This is a genomic window from Candidatus Methanomethylophilaceae archaeon (genome assembly GCA_017524805.1).
Classification (GTDB): Archaea; Thermoplasmatota; Thermoplasmata; order Methanomassiliicoccales; family Methanomethylophilaceae; genus Methanoprimaticola.
Genome location: JAFXUX010000043.1, coordinates 66,666 through 83,361, shown reverse-complemented (window position 1 = coordinate 83,361; position 16,696 = coordinate 66,666). Strand labels below are relative to the sequence as shown.

Sequence of the window (16,696 nt, the reverse complement as noted above, 5' to 3'; positions counted from 1 at the left end):
CGTATCGTTAGCGTCAACTGTTCGGGATGCGGGCGGATATGTATTCGGAGACCAGATCGAGCATCTGGGGAGGGACGTAGATCTTCGCTGGCGGGTAGACGTCCTTGATATCCAGGCGGATGAAGCAGCGCTCTTTGTCGATGATGATGCCGTGCGCTCTGGAGTAATCGATCTGAAATCCCGGATCCATATTCGAGTCAAGGCCTTGGTTCACAGAGGAAAGCTCTACGGCATCCCTTGCCAGCATCCGTACGAGGCTGGGGCCGGATAATCCGAGATCCAAGCGCTCTTCCATGTAGGCTTCGCGTGTGGAGCACCATTCCTCTCCCAAGCAGCATACTTTGGTCTTCCTTCCGTCGTGGTATATCCATGCGTAGCCGTCCGGCAGGCGGACGAGATCGTAGAGGTTGTCTTCGCCGAAAACCGTCCTGAAGTCTTTGGCAACCTCGCTCGCAGATACGTCGGATTCCCTTACTTTGAGGGGGATCGGAGGTTGATTGCTTTTTCCGCGTCCGAACAGTGCCATAATATCCAATCGCTTTTTCGGATATATGTTGGTACTGGGTCCAGTCCAAAGTTGCACTATAGTTTTTTCTAATTAGAACTATAGTCCTTCATTTGAGTTTCTTGAGCTTCCCTTGGTTCATGGCGTTCTCGAACCCTTTCATTTCTTCCTCGGTTATCGTTACTTTATCGCCTTTGGCATATTTCGTATTCGTAACCCAGTTGGTGAACGGCGCGAGGACCTTGTATTTCGCCCCTTCCGAAACCGTCTTCTTCGGCTCCGGCTTCCCTTTGAGGTCGGTGTAGTTGCCGCTGTAAACCGTGACGGTGCCGTCTTTGACCTCGGCGACTCTGTCGCACACGTTGTCCAGGAAATACCTGTCGTGGGTGACGGCAATCACGGTCCCGTCGTATTCGGCCAAAGCCTGCTCCAGGATGTGCTTCGATTGGATGTCCACATAGTTCGTGGGCTCGTCCAGGACCAGAAGGTTTGTCTCCCCGTGCAGGAGGAGGCACATGGACACTCTGGCCCTCTGCCCGCCGGACAGCGTGTTTATCTTCCTGGTGACGTCGTCTCCGAAGAGCAGGAACCTCGCGAGCATATTCCTGGCGTCGGCCTTTCTGTCCGGCCCGATCGCAAGGAGTATCTGCTCCTCCGCGGTGAGGTTCATGTCCAGATTCTCGTGGTTCTGAGAATAGTATCCGATCTTCGCCCCGGGAGCCACCCAAAGGCTTCCTTCGCACGGAATCTCCCCGAGGATGGCTTTGAGAAGCGAGGATTTCCCGGCTCCGTTGGGCCCGAATATGCCGAGCTTATCCCCTTTGTCGATCTCCAAATTCACGTTCCTCAGCACGGTTTTTCCTTCGTACCCGATAGAGAGGTTCTCAGCCATCAGGACGTTCTTCCCGGATTTGCGGGCGGCCTGGATCTTCACCGTTATTTCCTTCTGCTCCTCGGCTTTCTCTTTCTTCTCGATCTTGGAGACCATCATCAGCCTGGTCTTGTAGTCGCTCATGTACCTGCGCTGGTCGTGGAACATCTGCTCGGCGATGGCTTCCTGCTTTTTCTTCTGCGCCTGGTATCTCTCGTATTCCTTGTTCTGGCGCTCGATGTCCAGATTCTTCTTCTCCACATAGGCGGAATAGTTGCCCTTGTACTCCCTGGACTTCCCGTTCTCGATCTCCATCGTCCTCTGGGCGATCCTGTCCAGGAAATACCTGTCATGGCTCACGACGACCACGGCGCAATCGGAGGACAGTATGGCGTTCTCCATCCATTCTATGGTGTCGATATCCAGATGGGATGTCGGCTCGTCCAGCATGAGAAGGTCGCAGTCGCTTATCTGCACCGCGAGCTTCGCCAGCATGACTTTGGTGCGCTCGCCTCCCGACAGCGAAGAATAGACTCTGCCCATGGAGTCTTTGGGGAACCCGATCTCCGCGAGGATGCCCTCCAATTTCCCCTCGATCTCGGAGTCGAATTTCGAGATTTTGCTCTCCAGATCGGCGCTCTCCTCGGCCAGGGCGTTCCAGTCGACATCGCCTCCGGCCATCATAGCCTCGTCGATCTCGGCCATCCTTTTCCTGATGTCTTCGACGTATCTGTACGATCCGGTCAGAATCTCCCTGACGGTGCCGTTCATGTCCACGTCGGCGAACTGCTTCATGTATCCGATTTTGGACGTCCGTCTGGTGAGCTCTCCGGTGTCTGCTTTCTCGTCTCCCAGAAGGATGCGGAGGAAGGTGCTCTTGCCGGCGCCGTTGGTCCCGACCAGGGCTATCCTGTCGCCTTCGTTTATCTGGAGGCTGGCGTCCTCCAATACTTTCACCGGGCCGAAGGATTTGCTGATGGACTGGGCTTTCAGGAGCATGCTGAACTGAACTGCGGAACGGATTTATGCTTTTCCGATTTGCCGTGGCACATGATAGACGGGATTTTCGAGGTCGGGATGCTGCTGTGCTTCGCGGCGGCGTGGCCGTTCAACATCCGCAAATCATACGTATCCAGGACGGCAAGAGGGAAGAGCATAGGGTTCGAGGCCGTCGTCGAGATAGGGTATCTGTTCGGGATGACAAACAACTGGATCGAAGGGATGGATTATGTCATGGCCTTCTACGTGTTCGATTTCTTCCTCGTCGCGACCGATATGGCTCTGTGGTTCCGCAACCGCCGTCTCGACGAGATGAACACGGCATAAGAAGAGGAAAAGAGGTTTCGGAAGGGTCCCGGCTCACATCCAGCCCTTGATCCTTTCCGTGAAGTCCTCGAAGGCTTCCGGTATGTGGAGGTTCTGCGGGCATACCTTCTCGCATTCCCCGCATCCGATGCACGCGCTAGGGCGGCTGTCTTCGGGCAGAGATTTGATGTAGAACGGGGCTATGAAATCCGACGCTCCCGTGAACATCAGCTGGTTGTAGCTCGCTATGAGGTCCGGGATGTCCAGGTCCATAGGGCATTTCGGAACGCAGTAGCGGCACGCGGTGCAGGGCAGGGTCTGGCGGGCGGTCATCCCTTTGCCTATCTTTTCGAGGGTTTCCGTCTCTCTGGCGTCCGTGGGCCTCTCCGTTCCGAAGATCTCTATGTTTTCTTTCAGCTGCTCCATCGACGAGGCGCCGGTGAGTATGACTTTGGCCTCCGGGATCGACTGGAGGAAACGGAACGCCCATTCCGCGGGTTTCACGCCCGGGCGCAGCTTCTCCAGCTCCGCCTTGCCGTCCTCGGGGATGTCAATCAGCTTCCCGCCGCGCATGGGCTCCATCACCCATACGGGGATGCCCAGCTCCTCGAGCATCTCCACTTTCTTCTCTCCGTCCTGGAATTCCCAGTCCACGTAGTTCAGCTGCAGCTGGCAGAATTCCATGTTTTCCCCGTAGGCGTCCAGGAATTTCCTTATGGTATCCATGTTCCCGTGGGCGGAGAACCCGAGGTGGGATATCTTCCCGGCATCCCTCTGCTCCAGAAGGTAATCGTATATGCCGTAGCTCCTGTCTAGATACTGGTTCACGTTCATCTCGTTGACGTTGTGGAACATATAGAAGTCGAAGTAGCTGATTCCGAGCTTCTTCAGCTGCTCCGGGAAGATGGACTTAGCCTTGGGCATATTGGAAAGGTCGTAGCCGGGGAATTTGTCCGCGATATAGATCCTGTCCCTCGGAAGGCGCCCGAGAACTTTCCCCATGACCGTCTCCGAGTTGCCTCCGTGGTATCCGTATGCGGTGTCGAAATAGTTGATGCCGTGCTCGAAAGCATAATCCACCATCCTGGCGACCTGCTCCTCGTCTATCGCCGAATCGTTCCCGCCGACGGTCGGGAGACGCATGCACCCCATCCCCAGCTGGGACAGGCGTTTACCTTTGAAATCCTTGTAAATCATTTTCATCGGCTCCTGGGCCGGATTGGCGGCCCCGACGCGGGAAAATATCGCGATTGGTTTCATAATTGTATCGCAGGCGCCGTCGCAGCAGCTCGGACGGGCGGCCTCTCGATCTGGCCCCGTGGACCGCTATGTACAGGGCCATATCCGCTATTGCGATCGCCGCCATGAGCAGGAAGTTCCCGCGGAACCCGAGGGCATCCTTCAGCGCCCCGTGGAGCATCGGGCCGACGCAATAGGACAGGTCCAGGAAGACGTTGAACGTCGAAATCGCCACGGAATACCTGGATTTCGGGGCCTTCCTGACTACGACGCTCTGTACGACCGAGGACAGCTGAGCCATGAGGAACCCGAGGAATATCCCGGCGAACACCAGATGCCATCCTTCCGACGCTTCGGCGTAGAGGAAGAACCCGATTATCCCCAGGAGGAAGAACGGCAGGAGTGCGGCGTTCTCCCCGCGGCTGTCGTAGATCCTGCCTAGGAATATCCTGGAGACGAGCGTCCCCACCGACACGAAGACGAAGAAGAAGGTCGCGATCTCCTCCATCCCTATGTCTTCGCCGTACAGGGAAGTGAACGTGAGGACTCCGGAATACGCGAAGAAGAACAGGAATCCCACCAAGGCGAGAGGGACGGCCGAAGGCTCTATGAAATCCCTGACGGAGATGCCGGAGCGCGCCGGAGCCGATCCGAATTCGGAGCGGTCGTCCCTCATGCCCAACGCAATGGCAGCAGCGGCCGCCGCGAACACGGTTGCGAGGGTGAACATGTCCCCGTATGTGCCGTTTTCCAGCAGCCACATGCACAGGAAAGGCCCTATCGCGGACGAAATGGTGAACGACAGCGAGAAGTATCCTATGCCCTCCCCTCTGCGGGACGCGGGCAGACCTTCCACAACAGCGGCGTTGATCGCCGTGCCTGCCAGCCCGTAAACGAATCCCTGGACAATTCTTATCGCAGCCAGAGCGATCGGATTCCCGGTCACGAAATACAGGGGGGTGACTGCGGCGGCCATAGCCATTCCGGCGGCGGCGACCCTCCCTTTCCCCCATCTGTCCACCCTGGATGCGCACAGGATCCTCGCGGCCAGGTCCCCGATTATGAGGGCGCTGGTGAGCAGGCCGGCGGCGGCTCCCGTGAGCCCCAGCCCGTTCTCGGAATAGCTGGCCATCCCGGTGAACATCATGAAGAAGAACATCGCGGTGAAGAACATCACAGCCCAGCAGACGGCGAAGTTCCGCGTCACTACAGGTTCTTTCTTCATGCCCATCCTTACCGAACGGGCATTATTTACGTGATTCCCAAAAGGGCGCGAACTATTCATATCCGCACTGCGTCTTATTTCCATGACTGGCAGGGACGAGATAGTGGATGCCATCGAAGGCTCGTACGACGGCGATTCCCCGCCGGCGGTCTTCACCCAGACCGGAACTTATGAGCAGATGGAAGCCTGCGGCAGGTTCTGGCCTGAGGCCAACTGGGATCCCGCGGCGATGGCGGAGCTGGCGCTTCAGCTATCCAGGAGGTATGGATTCTCTACTGCCCGCGTGCCATTCTCCATAACCACGGAGGCGGAGACTTTGGGCTGCGGTGTGGATCCCGGGGCCAAGAACAGGCAGCCGTCGATTTCCAAGGCGCCCTTCAGCGTTTGCGACCGTCCGGATCTCCCGCTTCAGCCGGAGGAATTCCCATTCGCCGGCACCTGCGGGAAGGTCATGGAATCGTTGGGCAGGATAAGAGCCGAAAAGGATGGCGTCTTCCTGGTGGCGGGCATGGTCGACCCAGCGTTCCTGACGATGAACCTTCTCGGAGCGGAGGCCTTTCTGATGGCCACGATCTCCGATCCGGACGGATGCCTAAGGTGGATCGATTCTATGGTGCCATACATCTCGGAGTACGGCAAAGCAATGTCCGAGAGGAGCGATTGCGTCATGATGATATGCTCCGCGGGGACTGGAATGCTCTCGCCGGATATGGTGGACCGCACGATCGTTCCGGGAGACAGGAAGGTTTTCGCGTCCATCAGGGAATCGTTCAGGGCCGCCCATTGCTGCGAAGCCGCCGGAAAGGTCTCGGAAGGTCTGTTCTCTCTGGGCGAGGATGTCCTGTCCATGGTAACCGACGACGACCCGGAAGGAGTCTTAAGGTCTGCGGGGGACGTCAAGGTCATCGGGGGCTCCAACCCCGTCAGGGATCTGCTTCTGGGCGACCCCAAATCCATCGCGTCCAAGGCGAAGAGGTATTCTGACATGGGATACGCGCTCATCGGCCCGGAATGCGGCGTACCGCCAATGACTCCGGGGAAGAATCTGGCTGCTTTAGCGTCGTATCGTGGCGGAGCTCGGCGAGGCTTCTCCCGACGGGAATGTATTAACCCGTAATAGGCCATTACGCGCGCATGGTAGACCTTCCGGACATCCAGACGACCGAAGAGGGCCGCGAATACGAGAAGAACATCATGATGGTCCTCAGCGGAGAGAAAAAGGACTATCCCAGCTATTTCGGCGGGTTCATGATCGCTTCCGGCGTGGAGTTCGACGTCATCAGCCCGATCGACGAGACGATAAAATTCGGTATATTCCAGGAGCCTGAGGACGGCATAATGCTCGAAGCCGTCACTTCCGCCGTCAAAGCCCAGAAGGAGTGGGCCAAGGTTCCCTCAGCTGAGAGGGCCGCCTATTTCGAGATGCCTTTGAGGACGATTGAAGCCCGCAGGCTGTTCTATGCCGCGGCTGTCACCGTGGCCACCGGGATGGCTAGGGAAGACGCCCTTTTGGAGGTTGACAGGCTCATAGAGATAATGCGGAAGGCGATCGCGGACGGGAAGGCTGGCATCAAAGGCGATCCGACCGGCGTTTGGGCGGTCATTTCCGCGCATAATTCCCCTCTGGCCGCTCCGGCGGGATATGCCGTGGCAGCTATGGTGGCAGGGAATTCCGTAATCATGAATCCTTCGAGGTACTGCCCGTCGCCGCTTTACATGTTCTACAGCTTGGCCGAGAAGGCCGGGCTTCCCGGAGGGGTGCTGAACCTCATCGTAGATACCAGGGACAAGACCACGGACGATCTCGCCAACGATATGCGCGTCGCAGGCGTAGTCGCCGCTGGATCAGGGGAGAGGCTCGAAGATCTGATGTTCCTTCAGGTCGACGATGAGCTCGGATTCATCAACGAAATCAAGGGCATGAATCCGGCGATCGTGTACCATCCCGCCGACATGAAGGCCGCCGCCCGCGCCGTAGCAGAATCAGCGTTCGCATACTCGGGCCAGAGGCCGTTCTCATGCTCTAAGGTCATAGTCACGGCCGATGAGCAGAGGAAATTCTTGGACGCGCTGACCGCGGAGGTGGGAAAGATCGTCATTTCCGATCCGGTAAACGATACCACTTTCTCCGGCCCGATAATATCCAGGAAGTCGGAGGAGAGGTACAGGGCGCTCCTCGCCGAGAATGCAGGATTCATAGTAGCCAAAGCCGATCCCTCCGAGGACTCTCCGATGGGCCCGTACGTCCCGTTCGCGGTCTTGGCGGGCCTCGACGACGAGAACGATCTGAGTTTCATGGACTCGGGCTTCCCGATCCTGAACGTGAAAGTCGTGGATTCTCTGGATGACGCTTTTTTCGAGCTCGAGAATACCGAATGCGGGCTGTCCGCTGGCATATTCTCCAAGGATCAGAAAGCGATAGGACGCTTCGAAGAGGAAGCCGACGCTCCGCTCAGATTCGTAAACAAGAGCAGCCGCTCGCTGGCGCCCGGGATCTGGGCCGTGGCCGAGAGATTCACGAAGCGATCAGCCTGACGTCTCTGGCGGCTCCTTTCACCGAGTTCGCCAGGGATATCAGCTCTTTCTCCCCGAATTTCCTCTCCGCGGTCTTCCCGGCTTTGAGGATCAGGTGCTTAGAGCCGTCTATGGAGCCGGCGAGCTCTTTGAGGGCGGATTCGGAGATCCTTCCCGGGATCATCTCCACGGTCACCATGTAAGGGCACCCGCAGTTGTCCAGGATTTTGATGCATTCCTGCTGCGATTTGTCTAGGGGCCCGTCGACTACCAGATCGACGTAATTGACGTATCCGGCGCCAACGAGGTCGTCCAATACGCTGTAGTCGCTGCCTGAAGTTATCAGCATCAGGTCGCGGTTCGGCATCTTCAGCTTCCTCAGCAGCTTGTGGAGGCCCGGAATGAGCAGGGGATCCCCGTATTTCGATGCCACGGCGACCCCGTCGATGGAGTCGATATCCGCGCGGATATTCGCGGATACTTCGTCGGCATATTCGCTGTCGCCGTCTTCCTTTGACACGTACACCACGGAAAGGAAAGAGCCCGGCCGGAGCGAGGTGTCTATGCGAGAGTATCCGGACACAATCATGATAGATGTAACCGCATTAGGATATACTTATAAAGTGCGCGTAATTTTGTATCCATAAAGGGATAAATGTTTGCCGGATTCGAGTCTCCGGCATTTTGGGGTCAGTTGAGCTCAGTGAATTCCGCCAGCTCGAAGACGCCGTTGAGGTCGGACATGGCCTTCGGAAGCGCTTCCCTGATCTCATCGGCGGTCATCCTGCTCTTGCCGATGTCCATGAAAAGCTCCAGATACATCTTCTGGTAGCAGACTTTGATCTTGCTGAAAACGGATATCAGGTTCACGTTCCAGTCTGCGATGATTCCGAGGGCCTGGGTTATCCCTCCGGGGCAGTCCGGGATTGTTATGCAGGCCTTGACAAGTTTCGTGTCCGGTTTGAAGAAAGTGACAGACATTATCCAGGAATCGGCGTCGATGGTGATCAGCGCGTTCTTGCCGTCCAAATCCCCCAGAACATCCCCATATTGCTCCGCCACGTCGAAGCATCCGTCCTTCAGAGTGGACGGGTATCCGCGGCGTATCTCCTCTTTCCCTCCGGTGCTCTGCCCGGTCTTGAAGAGCCTTCCGATCTCGGCGGGCTTGATGTCGATCCTTTTGATTTTGGATACCGACGGGTCATCCTTGGCCTTGAGGCTCTCGAACGATTCCTTGAGCATGTCGCCTTCGCCCGCGAAGTTCAGGTCCGCCATCATCTTCCAGACGATCACGGTGTCGGAGATCCCGTTGAGGGAGACCGAATTCAGGATGTTGATCTCCTTTTCCGCGAGGAAATTGGCCGCCTGGGCGCTGGATCCCGGGACGTCGTCCAGATACATCGTTATGTGCGTGAGGGTGCGGTAATTCTCCTGGGGGAACATGGAGAGAATCATCTCATAGTCCTTCGGGCCCTGATCGGGGTGTTTGAACAGCGTGCTGTACACGCATCCTCCGTTCACCAGCCCCATGGTATCGGACATCCAATTGTCCACTTTTATCTTCGAACCCTTGACTTTCGCAAATTCCCAGATTTTCATCGGAGGCCCTCTGGCCCCGAATCATCCGTTATCGATAAAATGATTTTCGGGGGACGCATCGGAATTGGTTTTTCGGGGAAGTGAGGGGCTGGGTCCAGCAAGGCTGCTCTTCGGAAGCGTACTCCAGGTCCAACGCCATGTTTCTGAGGCTGCCGGCATAGGAATCCGAGGATGCGATGCGCCTTATGGCCTGGGAATCCCCGTCGGAGCGGCTTTCCATGCCTGACATATGCAAGGCGGTGTCCATAATGTCGGCCGCTTCGTTGAGAAGGGCTTCCGCTTTCCTCAAAGCCTTTATGCGCTCTTCAGGGAGCATATCAGGCCTTCCTTATGGCATATCTAGAAGGCCTCATGTATCCGGATCTCACATCGTACCCGCATCTGGAGCATTTCGAGCCCATCGCCGTCAAGCTGTCGCTGTCGATGGTGCGATTGTAAGTCGTGGTCAGTTTCCCGCCGCAGACCGGGCAAGATTCATAGCGGCAGAGGGAATTGCGCTTGGAATAGCTGATATCCACCGAGAAAAGCCTCTTTTCGATCCCGATCTTCCTTATTCTTTCGGGGGTAGTCCCGATGGGCGGGTCTCTTTCGGCCAATTTTTTCGCTACGTCCGCATGCAGCGCGCTAAGCGATCCATAGGAACCCTTCTCTTTCAGGCATTCCTTGATGGCTTTCTCAACTTCCCAATCGCGCGGCCTGCCGGACATGCATAGGAAATGGCGGTTCCGTATATTATCCCGGCGTTTTGAGGCGAGAATTTTAACAAGTATTGGTTTCTTGGGAAACAATAATATAATTGATTCGTAACCACCGATGCATGTCCCCCACGGAATTGACCGACGGCAGGAAGCGGCTCATTTTCCTGAACATAGTGGTCATCTGCACCGCCACTTCGATGATGAGCACCGCGCTCGCCACCGCCATACCAAGCATTTCCGAGGCTCTGAACATCAGCGACTCCCTGACCCAATGGCTGACGAGCGGTTATATGCTGGTCATGGGCATTATGATGCCGGCTTCCGCGTTTTTCGTGAAGCGCGTGCCTACCAGGATTCTGTACATAGCGACCGTCGCGGTTTTTGTGGTGGGAATGCTGATAGACCTCGTCGCCAATGATTTCGCCACGCTGATGCTGGGGAGGATCCTTCAGGCGGCATCCAACGGCATATTGATGTCCATGGCGCAGGTGGTCCTTCTCACGATCTACCGCAAGGAAAGGCATGGAACCGTGCTTGGGTGGTATGGTCTTTCCATGTCTGCCGCCCCTATCATAGCGCCTACCATAGCCGGCGTGATGATCAACGCGTTCGGATGGAGGGGAGCGTTTTACATACCCCTGATTATAGCTGTGGTATCTTTGGTCATCACCCTGTCCAGCATGGTGAACGTGGTTGATGTCAGCAAGATTCCGTTTGATGTTCTGTCATTCGCAACCTGCGCGCTCATGTTCGGCGGTCTGACTTTGGGCGTCAGCAACGTCATTTCCTACGGGCTGATGAGCGAGCTGTCCTACATCCCGATCGTCGTCGGACTGATAGGCGCAGTCATATTCGTCTATAGGCAGCTGCATCTGGAGAATCCGTTCCTGGATCTCCGCCTGTTCCGCACGCGCCAATTCTCGCTGGCAGTCATCTGCTCGATGCTGTTTTATGTCGTGACGATGTCATATTCGCTTCTGATGCCGGTCTGCTATCAGAAATGCTTCGGATGCGACCCCGCGATGGCAGGTCTGTTCCTGCTTCCAGCCGCTTTGCTCTGCACCATCATGTCTCCCATAGCCGGAAGGCTGTACGACAGCTACGGGATACGGAAGCCTATGCTGATCTGCATGGTGCTCTGCTTGGTCGCATGCGCAGGCGTGGCGATGATACCCGTCGATTCGAACGTCCTGTTCATAGTGGCGATAGGCTCCGTGATTGGCATATCGGGCTGCATGGTGATGCCTATGACCACGTGGGGTGTGAGCAGCGTTGGATTCGAAAGCAGGCCGGACGCCACCGCGCTCCTCAACTCCATGAGGACGGTTTCCGGAGCGATGGGGATGTCCGCCATGATGGCGTTGGTCACTCTGGTGGCGGGCGACAGGCTGCCAGTGAATGCCGCGACAATGGATGGGATGCACATCGCCTTCATAATCCTGGGAGCGATAAGCGTCGTTCTGGTGGCGCTGTCCCTGTTCGCAAGAAGCGCCAACGATCCCGTAAAGAAGTGATGGAGGGGGCAATCGCCCCTTCTCCCCGTTCGGCACTAAGGTTAAAAGCGGCCGCCGGCATTATCGGTTCGCCGCGGGGGTAGCCGAGCAGGCCAAAGGCGCGGGACTTAAGATCCCGTTCTTAGTGATTCAAGGGTTCGAATCCCTTTCCCCGCACATTACATTTTGGAAAGCCAGCCATCAAAAACATATAGTGGCTATGCTACTGCACATCTATGGCATCAAAGGAGTTCAAAATCCAAGTCCTCGAGACTTTCGCGTCCTTGATTACGGCTGCGTTCGGTCTCGTCGCTGCTCTTGCTTGGAATGAGACCATAAAGACCGCTGTCGCAAAAGTTTTCGGCGAAGCAAACGACCTCATAGGCCTTCTGATTTACGCCATAATCGTAACTGTCCTTGCAGTCATCATGACTATCTACATCGCGAGGACCCTTGGAAAGGCTAAGGATGCTGTCGAAAACGATAAGAAGAACTGATCAGAGTTCAGAAACCCCTTACCAAACCCCTTTCATTCCTCTTTTTTGGCGTCATCATCGGTCGGCATCGGGATTGCCGGTGCAGGTTTGCGCAGCCATCTGTTCTTCCCGTATCTGTTGTTGATGTAGTTCACGAGGCTCATCCCGGTGAGCTCCACGCTTGAGGGCCCTGAGCGCACGTAATATTGCTCGGATTTGCCCTCCCTGAGGAATACGGCTTTCTTCGTCTTCTGGCAGTCGACGCGGATGACGTATTTTCCGTCCTCGTAGTCCAGCGACCTGAAGTTGATGTACGGCAGATAGTCGTTCCCGATGGCGCTGGCGATCATGTTGGTGAGATGCAGATTCATCTTGTCCAGATTGTCGAAGCTCTCAATGTCGGTCCCGCGGACCTCTCCGTCGTCGCTGACCCCGATCAGAAGCGTTCCGCCGTCCGTGTTCATGAAAGCGACCAGCGTCTTCAGGACGGCTTTTTCCATCCTTTTGTCAACCGCTCCGGTGGCAAGGTTGGTTCTGAGCGTGGATTTGAATTCCAAAGAATCGGATTCGCCTTTGTGGATCAGGTCGGCGATTTCCCGTCTCTCCTGGTCTTCCAGCCCGAGGGCGCCGCTGTTGTTCTGCAGGAAGTCCACTAAAGTGTACTTGAAGATGCTGCTCTCCCTGAATTCTATGTAAAGGACGATCGTTATCGCGACTCCGATGAGCATGTCGCGCGTCTGATCCATCATTATGGGGACGGTCGGGATGGACATCCTGCTGAAGAGGAACGACATGTAATACTGGAGCATGATCATGCCCATGAACACGGACATCGCGATCGATCCGGCGACCAAGGCTTCTATAAGGCTTCTTTTCTTGGAATCCCCCGGCATCTTGCCCATGAGTATGAATACCACGATGAGTCCGATGAGGGTCAGATTGATTCCCATGAGGATGTTGGCCAGGATCGCCAGGGCATTCCCATGGAAGAAGATCCTGCTTGATATGCTCAGGATCATCGACGTCCAGATCATGATGACCGTGAGAGTCGGAAGATGGATCTTGCGTTCGGAGAAGATCGTCAGCAGAAGCACCACGATGACGGGGGCGGTGAGCAGAAGGTCGCCCATATCGCCCAGCATCATCCCTAATACGGCTATTATCGCGGTCGTGACCAGAAGGATGGCATATGTGACCATCGCGGATCTGCCTTCTTTATCGTCTCCATCGGATCCGATTTTCGCCATGCTCAAGGCAATGTGTTTTCCTTATTAAAGAAAGGTACGAACCATTTAAATATGGACGTCCGATTAGCGACCAACCGGAGTTATAATCTTGGTCGGTGAAAACAAAAGGAACAAAGTGGTTATCCAGTCTTCGGGCGGTTCCGGGGCTTTGCAGGACAGGAGCAACCCTCGCGGAGCTAAAAAGAACAGCGGTAAACCGAGGACAAAGGAGTCCACCAAAAGGCAGGCGATGCTGAACACCCACAGGATCAACCCTTTCAAATATGATATGAACGAGATTCTGGAGGCGTCCTCCATGGATCCGTCCAAAGCATCGTCCTTCCTCGCGTCCGTCATCGCGAAGGCCTCCCGCGTCTCGACCAAAGACGCGAAAGAATTCGTCAGGACTTTTTTGGACGCAGGCGACCTGTCCAAAGAGGAGTACGACAAAATCTGCAGGCTTCTCGACAGATACAGCAAGTTCCGCTGAGATCCGAACTCATCGCCGCCGATGGCGAAACTTCTCAGCCGCCTTGGATCTGCCGGGAGAACGGAGCTTCCCGAGCGGAGGAAGAAAGCCGATAGCCAAGGCTCCGGCACCAAGCGCAGACTCCGGCATTCATGATCAAGGTGGTAAAATGGCATCCGAGGAAGTCCTTCGCAAGACCCTCAAGAACGCGGACGGAAAGCCGTTCGCCAAGTACAAGGGCATACAGAACAGTTTTACGCTCGAGGATTTCGAGATATCCTTCGATTCTGTGCAGAATGACAGGGCAGGGCACACATCGGTCCGCGTCAGGGTGCCGATGGCGAAAGCCGGGTTCCCTGAGGATACGCGCTCCACCGAATCCCGCCGCATCGCTCTGCGCGATCTTATTGCGAGGCGTTTCTGGGAATCCGCTAGAACACATGCGCGCTCCCCGATACCGAAGATGGATGGCGGAGAGCTTTTCATGCCCAGGCCAGGCCAGGAAATCTTGGACAGAGGCTCCGTAGCGATCACCGACTTCTTCGTCGAGGCGAGATTCACCGCGGATCTGCCTTGCTCCAGCGGGAAAGTCAATGCGGCCGCCGCCGAGCTTCTGATATTCGATAGGATCGCGACAGTCGTATCGGAGTCGATGCTCTATTCTTCGTACAAACCATCCAAACTCTACGCCCATCTTTTCACGTCCGAGAACGCCGATGCGATAAGGGCGGGGCTTCAGGAAAGAGGCTTCTGCGCGTTCGTCGCGGAAGGATCGGTTCTGCCGCGCAGGGATGACGAGCTGGCTCCGATGATAGACGCCGTGGAATTCACCTGCGACCCTTCCCTGATGACCGAGTTCGATGTCCCCAACGGCGCTCCGATAAGGGGATGGGGAATCCCGACCGGTTTCAACGCCATCGTCGGCCCCAGCAGGAACGGCAAATCCGTGCTGGCAGACGCTGTTTTCGCCGGAGTTTACAACCACATACCCGGGGACGGAAGGGAATACGTAATTTCGGTCCCGAACGCTGTCTTTGTCGCCGCCGAGACCGGGAGACCGGCGGACGGCGTCGATCTGTCCATGTTCATGCGCCCATCCGATGGTTTGGATACTTCTTCGGTGACTTCCAGGGAGGTCCCATCGCCGATGTCCGAGTTCGTATCCATTTCCGAAGCCGTGGAGATGGGTTCCGAGCTGGTGATCATGGACGAGGAATACTCCAATCCGTGCGTCATAAGGAAAGGCTTCATGGACGACGAAGGCTCATATTCCTCGGTCTCGGAGGTCGGAAGCGCCATGGGACGCGCCGGGATATCGGTTCTCATGGTCACAGGGGACGAAACAGCCGCCAAGATGGCTGACCACGTCTTCGTGATGAAAGCGTTCTGCATACGCTATATGGACATCCAAGACCGCAGGGAGGGCGATCCGGAGTTTTCGATGCCGGGGGTCCGCTGCCCGGTGTCCAAGAACATGGGCTTCGAGAAAGGCCGCAAGGAAGTCAGCGTCGCGGCGGCGGCCATCCGCACCGTCGAGATAGGCGAATTCAAAGTTTCCGCGCCTATGGCGGCTTTGTTCGATCTGTCTCAGACCCGCGCGATAGCCGACGCCATAGCGCTATGCAAAGATTTCCTGGACGGTTCCCGCTCGATGAAGGAAGCATGCCAGGGGGCGGTCGACTCTCTCCGCGCATCGGATTCGACGGAAGGAAACGTATCCGCCATGTACCACGCGTATCCCCGGCCGATAGATGTCGCGGCTGTGTTGAGCAGGCATCCTGATATGCTTGCGATAAGGAAAGGGTGAGAAAGGGGGTTGCCCTCTCACTTCCTGTTGTTTCCGAAGGCGTTCTGCCAGTCGTCGAAGACCCCGTCCGCATATTTGTTTATGTGGACTTGGTCCTGCTTGCTGTCCGGGACCACGAATCCCCTTATGGGGTATTCCTTGTCGCAATACGGGCATCTTACGTAAGGGCAGTTCTGATTGGCCTGCGGGCAAGCCTTGCATGCCACGGCTCTGGATTGGAAAAGGCTGAATTCGTTGCCGCAGTTTGGGCAGACGTATCTGCGGGCGGCTACTTTGAGGTCGCGGCTGATTCCGGCGGCCCTCTCCTCGGGCGTAAGCCACATGGGCGCTCTCGGGGAAATGGGGGTGTTGTAGGACGGCCTTTCATCCCTGTCGTAATATGATGTCATTTTTTCACAGGCCCTTGGCGGCTTTCACAACCGCCCTGAGGATATCGTCGTTGTCGCACTGCTCCAGAAGCGTGCCGGTGACTATTGCGTTTGCGCCCGCTTTTCTGGCGGCTTCCGCAGCTTCCGGAGTTCTGATTCCTCCTCCGACTATGAGGGGTATGTTGGTGGAAGCCTTCACAGCGGCAATCATCTCGGGCGGGACAGGCTTGTCAGCGCCGGATCCGGCTTCAAGATAGAACAGCGACATGCCGTACATCTCCGCTGCCATGGCAAAGGCAACCGCTTTCTTCGGGTCGTCGCGCTTGATCACCTTCGCTTTTCCGACCTCGCCAACCTTCATTCCGGGCTCGACGATGACGTATCCCATAGAAATGGCTTCTATCCCGAGACGTTTTATATACGGTGCGGCGTAGACCTGGTATCCCATGACATTGTTGAGTTCTACGCTGTTCATCATGCTCATGTAAAAGATGGCGTCCACTGCCGGGCTGAGTTCGTCCGGTCCTCCGGGGAAATGGATTGTGGGGAGTCCGGAGCTATTTTTTATCGCCATCGCAGTCGCGGAGAGGTTCTCGGAGGTTACGCCCGTGGAGCCTCCGATCAGTATTGCGTCGGTGCCGGCATCCTTCATTTTCTTGGCGATTTTTCCCGCTTCCTCGGGGGACTGTTTGTCTGGATCGATCAGCGCCATGTGGATGGTTCCGTTCGCGATTCTGTCCAAAAGATATTGTCTGACGGTCATCATGTCACTTTCCGCTGGGGTTCGGCACAGATTGGCACGATCCGAGCCTGTCATCATGCTGCCATTAAAAAAATGTTCTATTGAAAATCCCGCAGGCCGAGCTCAGCCGGAGAGGGAGAGACTGATCTAGCGCAACGT

At 56.2% G+C, this 16,696-nt stretch carries 18 protein-coding genes and 1 tRNA gene; 8 read left to right on the top strand and 11 right to left on the bottom strand.

The features are described 5' to 3' along the window. Positions 1 to 13: 13 nt before the first annotated feature. Positions 14 to 526 carry a hypothetical protein gene (locus IKP20_08990; protein ID MBR4505080.1) on the bottom strand — a complete coding sequence of 171 codons (513 nt, stop codon included), beginning with the start codon at positions 524 to 526 and terminating at the stop codon, positions 14 to 16. Positions 527 to 614: 88 nt separating this feature from the next. Then, on the bottom strand, positions 615 to 2,375 hold the full coding sequence (locus tag IKP20_08985; GenBank protein ID MBR4505079.1) for an ABC-F family ATP-binding cassette domain-containing protein: 1,761 nt from the start codon (positions 2,373 to 2,375) through the stop codon (positions 615 to 617). 78 nt (positions 2,376 to 2,453) lie between these two features. On the opposite strand from IKP20_08985, the gene IKP20_08980 reads away from it, so the two are divergent. Further along, entirely contained in the window at positions 2,454 to 2,702 is a 249-nt protein-coding gene (locus tag IKP20_08980) for a hypothetical protein (GenBank protein ID MBR4505078.1), read from the top strand. 33 nt (positions 2,703 to 2,735) lie between these two features. Here IKP20_08980 and IKP20_08975 read toward each other — a convergent pair whose 3' ends face one another. Both IKP20_08975 and IKP20_08970 read right to left on the bottom strand, forming a co-directional pair. After that, positions 2,736 to 3,878 (bottom strand): aldo/keto reductase, encoded by a 1,143-nt coding sequence (locus tag IKP20_08975; protein MBR4505077.1) that lies wholly within the window; start codon positions 3,876 to 3,878, stop codon positions 2,736 to 2,738. Continuing rightward, positions 3,853 to 5,145 carry an MFS transporter gene (locus IKP20_08970; protein ID MBR4505076.1) on the bottom strand — a complete coding sequence of 431 codons (1,293 nt, stop codon included), beginning with the start codon at positions 5,143 to 5,145 and terminating at the stop codon, positions 3,853 to 3,855. Before IKP20_08970 ends, IKP20_08975 begins: the two co-directional genes overlap by 26 nt. Before the next feature lie 82 nt (positions 5,146 to 5,227). Between IKP20_08970 and IKP20_08965 the strand changes: the two genes are divergently transcribed. Together IKP20_08965 and IKP20_08960 are read left to right on the top strand one after the other, a co-directional pair. After that, positions 5,228 to 6,262: a hypothetical protein gene (locus tag IKP20_08965; protein MBR4505075.1), complete on the top strand. Its 1,035-nt coding sequence runs from the start codon at positions 5,228 to 5,230 to the stop codon at positions 6,260 to 6,262. A 17-nt stretch (positions 6,263 to 6,279) separates the two neighbouring features. Then, entirely contained in the window at positions 6,280 to 7,680 is a 1,401-nt protein-coding gene (locus tag IKP20_08960) for an aldehyde dehydrogenase family protein (GenBank protein ID MBR4505074.1), read from the top strand. Here IKP20_08960 and IKP20_08955 read toward each other — a convergent pair. The 4 genes from IKP20_08955 to IKP20_08940 all read right to left on the bottom strand — a co-directional run bounded on the left by IKP20_08955 (position 7,661) and on the right by IKP20_08940 (position 9,965). Continuing rightward, the gene (locus IKP20_08955) at positions 7,661 to 8,248 is read right to left on the bottom strand and encodes a hypothetical protein (GenBank protein MBR4505073.1); all 588 of its coding nucleotides are present in this window, start codon (positions 8,246 to 8,248) and stop codon (positions 7,661 to 7,663) included. The genes IKP20_08960 and IKP20_08955 overlap by 20 nt on opposite strands. Before the next feature lie 101 nt (positions 8,249 to 8,349). Next, positions 8,350 to 9,258, bottom strand: a complete 909-nt coding sequence (locus IKP20_08950) for an ACT domain protein (GenBank protein ID MBR4505072.1) — start codon at positions 9,256 to 9,258, stop codon at positions 8,350 to 8,352. Between the two features lie 28 nt (positions 9,259 to 9,286). After that, positions 9,287 to 9,574, bottom strand: coding sequence for a hypothetical protein (locus IKP20_08945; protein MBR4505071.1), 288 nt, complete (start codon positions 9,572 to 9,574; stop codon positions 9,287 to 9,289). Between the two features lies 1 nt (position 9,575). Then, a complete protein-coding gene (locus IKP20_08940; protein ID MBR4505070.1) occupies positions 9,576 to 9,965 on the bottom strand; it encodes a hypothetical protein in 390 nt (129 codons plus the stop codon). Between the two features lie 110 nt (positions 9,966 to 10,075). Between IKP20_08940 and IKP20_08935 the strand changes: the two genes are divergently transcribed. The 3 genes from IKP20_08935 to IKP20_08925 all read left to right on the top strand — a co-directional run bounded on the left by IKP20_08935 (position 10,076) and on the right by IKP20_08925 (position 11,946). Further along, the gene (locus tag IKP20_08935; protein ID MBR4505069.1) at positions 10,076 to 11,470 is read left to right on the top strand and encodes a DHA2 family efflux MFS transporter permease subunit; all 1,395 of its coding nucleotides are present in this window, start codon (positions 10,076 to 10,078) and stop codon (positions 11,468 to 11,470) included. Between the two features lie 73 nt (positions 11,471 to 11,543). Beyond that, a tRNA-Leu gene (locus IKP20_08930) sits at positions 11,544 to 11,626 on the top strand. Positions 11,627 to 11,685: 59 nt separating this feature from the next. Then, positions 11,686 to 11,946: a hypothetical protein gene (locus tag IKP20_08925; protein ID MBR4505068.1), complete on the top strand. Its 261-nt coding sequence runs from the start codon at positions 11,686 to 11,688 to the stop codon at positions 11,944 to 11,946. 32 nt (positions 11,947 to 11,978) lie between these two features. Here IKP20_08925 and IKP20_08920 read toward each other — a convergent pair whose 3' ends face one another. Beyond that, positions 11,979 to 13,172: a putative DNA binding domain-containing protein gene (locus tag IKP20_08920; GenBank protein ID MBR4505067.1), complete on the bottom strand. Its 1,194-nt coding sequence runs from the start codon at positions 13,170 to 13,172 to the stop codon at positions 11,979 to 11,981. A gap of 88 nt (positions 13,173 to 13,260) precedes the next feature. Here IKP20_08920 and IKP20_08915 point away from each other — a divergent pair, with 88 nt between their 5' ends. Together IKP20_08915 and IKP20_08910 are read left to right on the top strand one after the other, a co-directional pair. After that, entirely contained in the window at positions 13,261 to 13,641 is a 381-nt protein-coding gene (locus tag IKP20_08915; protein ID MBR4505066.1) for a hypothetical protein, read from the top strand. Between the two features lie 148 nt (positions 13,642 to 13,789). Beyond that, positions 13,790 to 15,427, top strand: coding sequence for a hypothetical protein (locus tag IKP20_08910; protein MBR4505065.1), 1,638 nt, complete (start codon positions 13,790 to 13,792; stop codon positions 15,425 to 15,427). Between the two features lie 17 nt (positions 15,428 to 15,444). Here the strand turns inward: IKP20_08910 and IKP20_08905 are convergent, their stop codons facing one another. Next, positions 15,445 to 15,816: a hypothetical protein gene (locus IKP20_08905; GenBank protein MBR4505064.1), complete on the bottom strand. Its 372-nt coding sequence runs from the start codon at positions 15,814 to 15,816 to the stop codon at positions 15,445 to 15,447. 4 nt (positions 15,817 to 15,820) lie between these two features. Next, on the bottom strand, positions 15,821 to 16,561 hold the full coding sequence (locus IKP20_08900) for a geranylgeranylglyceryl/heptaprenylglyceryl phosphate synthase (GenBank protein ID MBR4505063.1): 741 nt from the start codon (positions 16,559 to 16,561) through the stop codon (positions 15,821 to 15,823). Between the last annotated feature and the right edge of the window lie 135 nt (positions 16,562 to 16,696).

Bases quoted from the DNA above. Each gene is read 5' to 3' on its own strand.
- IKP20_08990 (MBR4505080.1), bottom strand. From the start codon at position 526: ATGGCACTGTTCGGACGCGGAAAAAGCAATCAACCTCCGATCCCCCTC.
- IKP20_08985 (MBR4505079.1), bottom strand. From the start codon at position 2,375: ATGCTCCTGAAAGCCCAGTCCATCAGCAAATCCTTCGGCCCGGTGAAA.
- IKP20_08980 (MBR4505078.1), top strand. From the start codon at position 2,454: ATGCTGCTGTGCTTCGCGGCGGCGTGGCCGTTCAACATCCGCAAATCA.
- IKP20_08975 (MBR4505077.1), bottom strand. From the start codon at position 3,878: ATGATTTACAAGGATTTCAAAGGTAAACGCCTGTCCCAGCTGGGGATG.
- IKP20_08970 (MBR4505076.1), bottom strand. From the start codon at position 5,145: ATGAAGAAAGAACCTGTAGTGACGCGGAACTTCGCCGTCTGCTGGGCT.
- IKP20_08965 (MBR4505075.1), top strand. From the start codon at position 5,228: ATGACTGGCAGGGACGAGATAGTGGATGCCATCGAAGGCTCGTACGAC.
- IKP20_08960 (MBR4505074.1), top strand. From the start codon at position 6,280: ATGGTAGACCTTCCGGACATCCAGACGACCGAAGAGGGCCGCGAATAC.
- IKP20_08955 (MBR4505073.1), bottom strand. From the start codon at position 8,248: ATGATTGTGTCCGGATACTCTCGCATAGACACCTCGCTCCGGCCGGGC.
- IKP20_08950 (MBR4505072.1), bottom strand. From the start codon at position 9,258: ATGAAAATCTGGGAATTTGCGAAAGTCAAGGGTTCGAAGATAAAAGTG.
- IKP20_08945 (MBR4505071.1), bottom strand. From the start codon at position 9,574: ATGCTCCCTGAAGAGCGCATAAAGGCTTTGAGGAAAGCGGAAGCCCTT.
- IKP20_08940 (MBR4505070.1), bottom strand. From the start codon at position 9,965: ATGTCCGGCAGGCCGCGCGATTGGGAAGTTGAGAAAGCCATCAAGGAA.
- IKP20_08935 (MBR4505069.1), top strand. From the start codon at position 10,076: ATGTCCCCCACGGAATTGACCGACGGCAGGAAGCGGCTCATTTTCCTG.
- IKP20_08925 (MBR4505068.1), top strand. From the start codon at position 11,686: ATGGCATCAAAGGAGTTCAAAATCCAAGTCCTCGAGACTTTCGCGTCC.
- IKP20_08920 (MBR4505067.1), bottom strand. From the start codon at position 13,172: ATGGCGAAAATCGGATCCGATGGAGACGATAAAGAAGGCAGATCCGCG.
- IKP20_08910 (MBR4505065.1), top strand. From the start codon at position 13,790: ATGGCATCCGAGGAAGTCCTTCGCAAGACCCTCAAGAACGCGGACGGA.
- IKP20_08905 (MBR4505064.1), bottom strand. From the start codon at position 15,816: ATGACATCATATTACGACAGGGATGAAAGGCCGTCCTACAACACCCCC.
- IKP20_08900 (MBR4505063.1), bottom strand. From the start codon at position 16,561: ATGATGACCGTCAGACAATATCTTTTGGACAGAATCGCGAACGGAACC.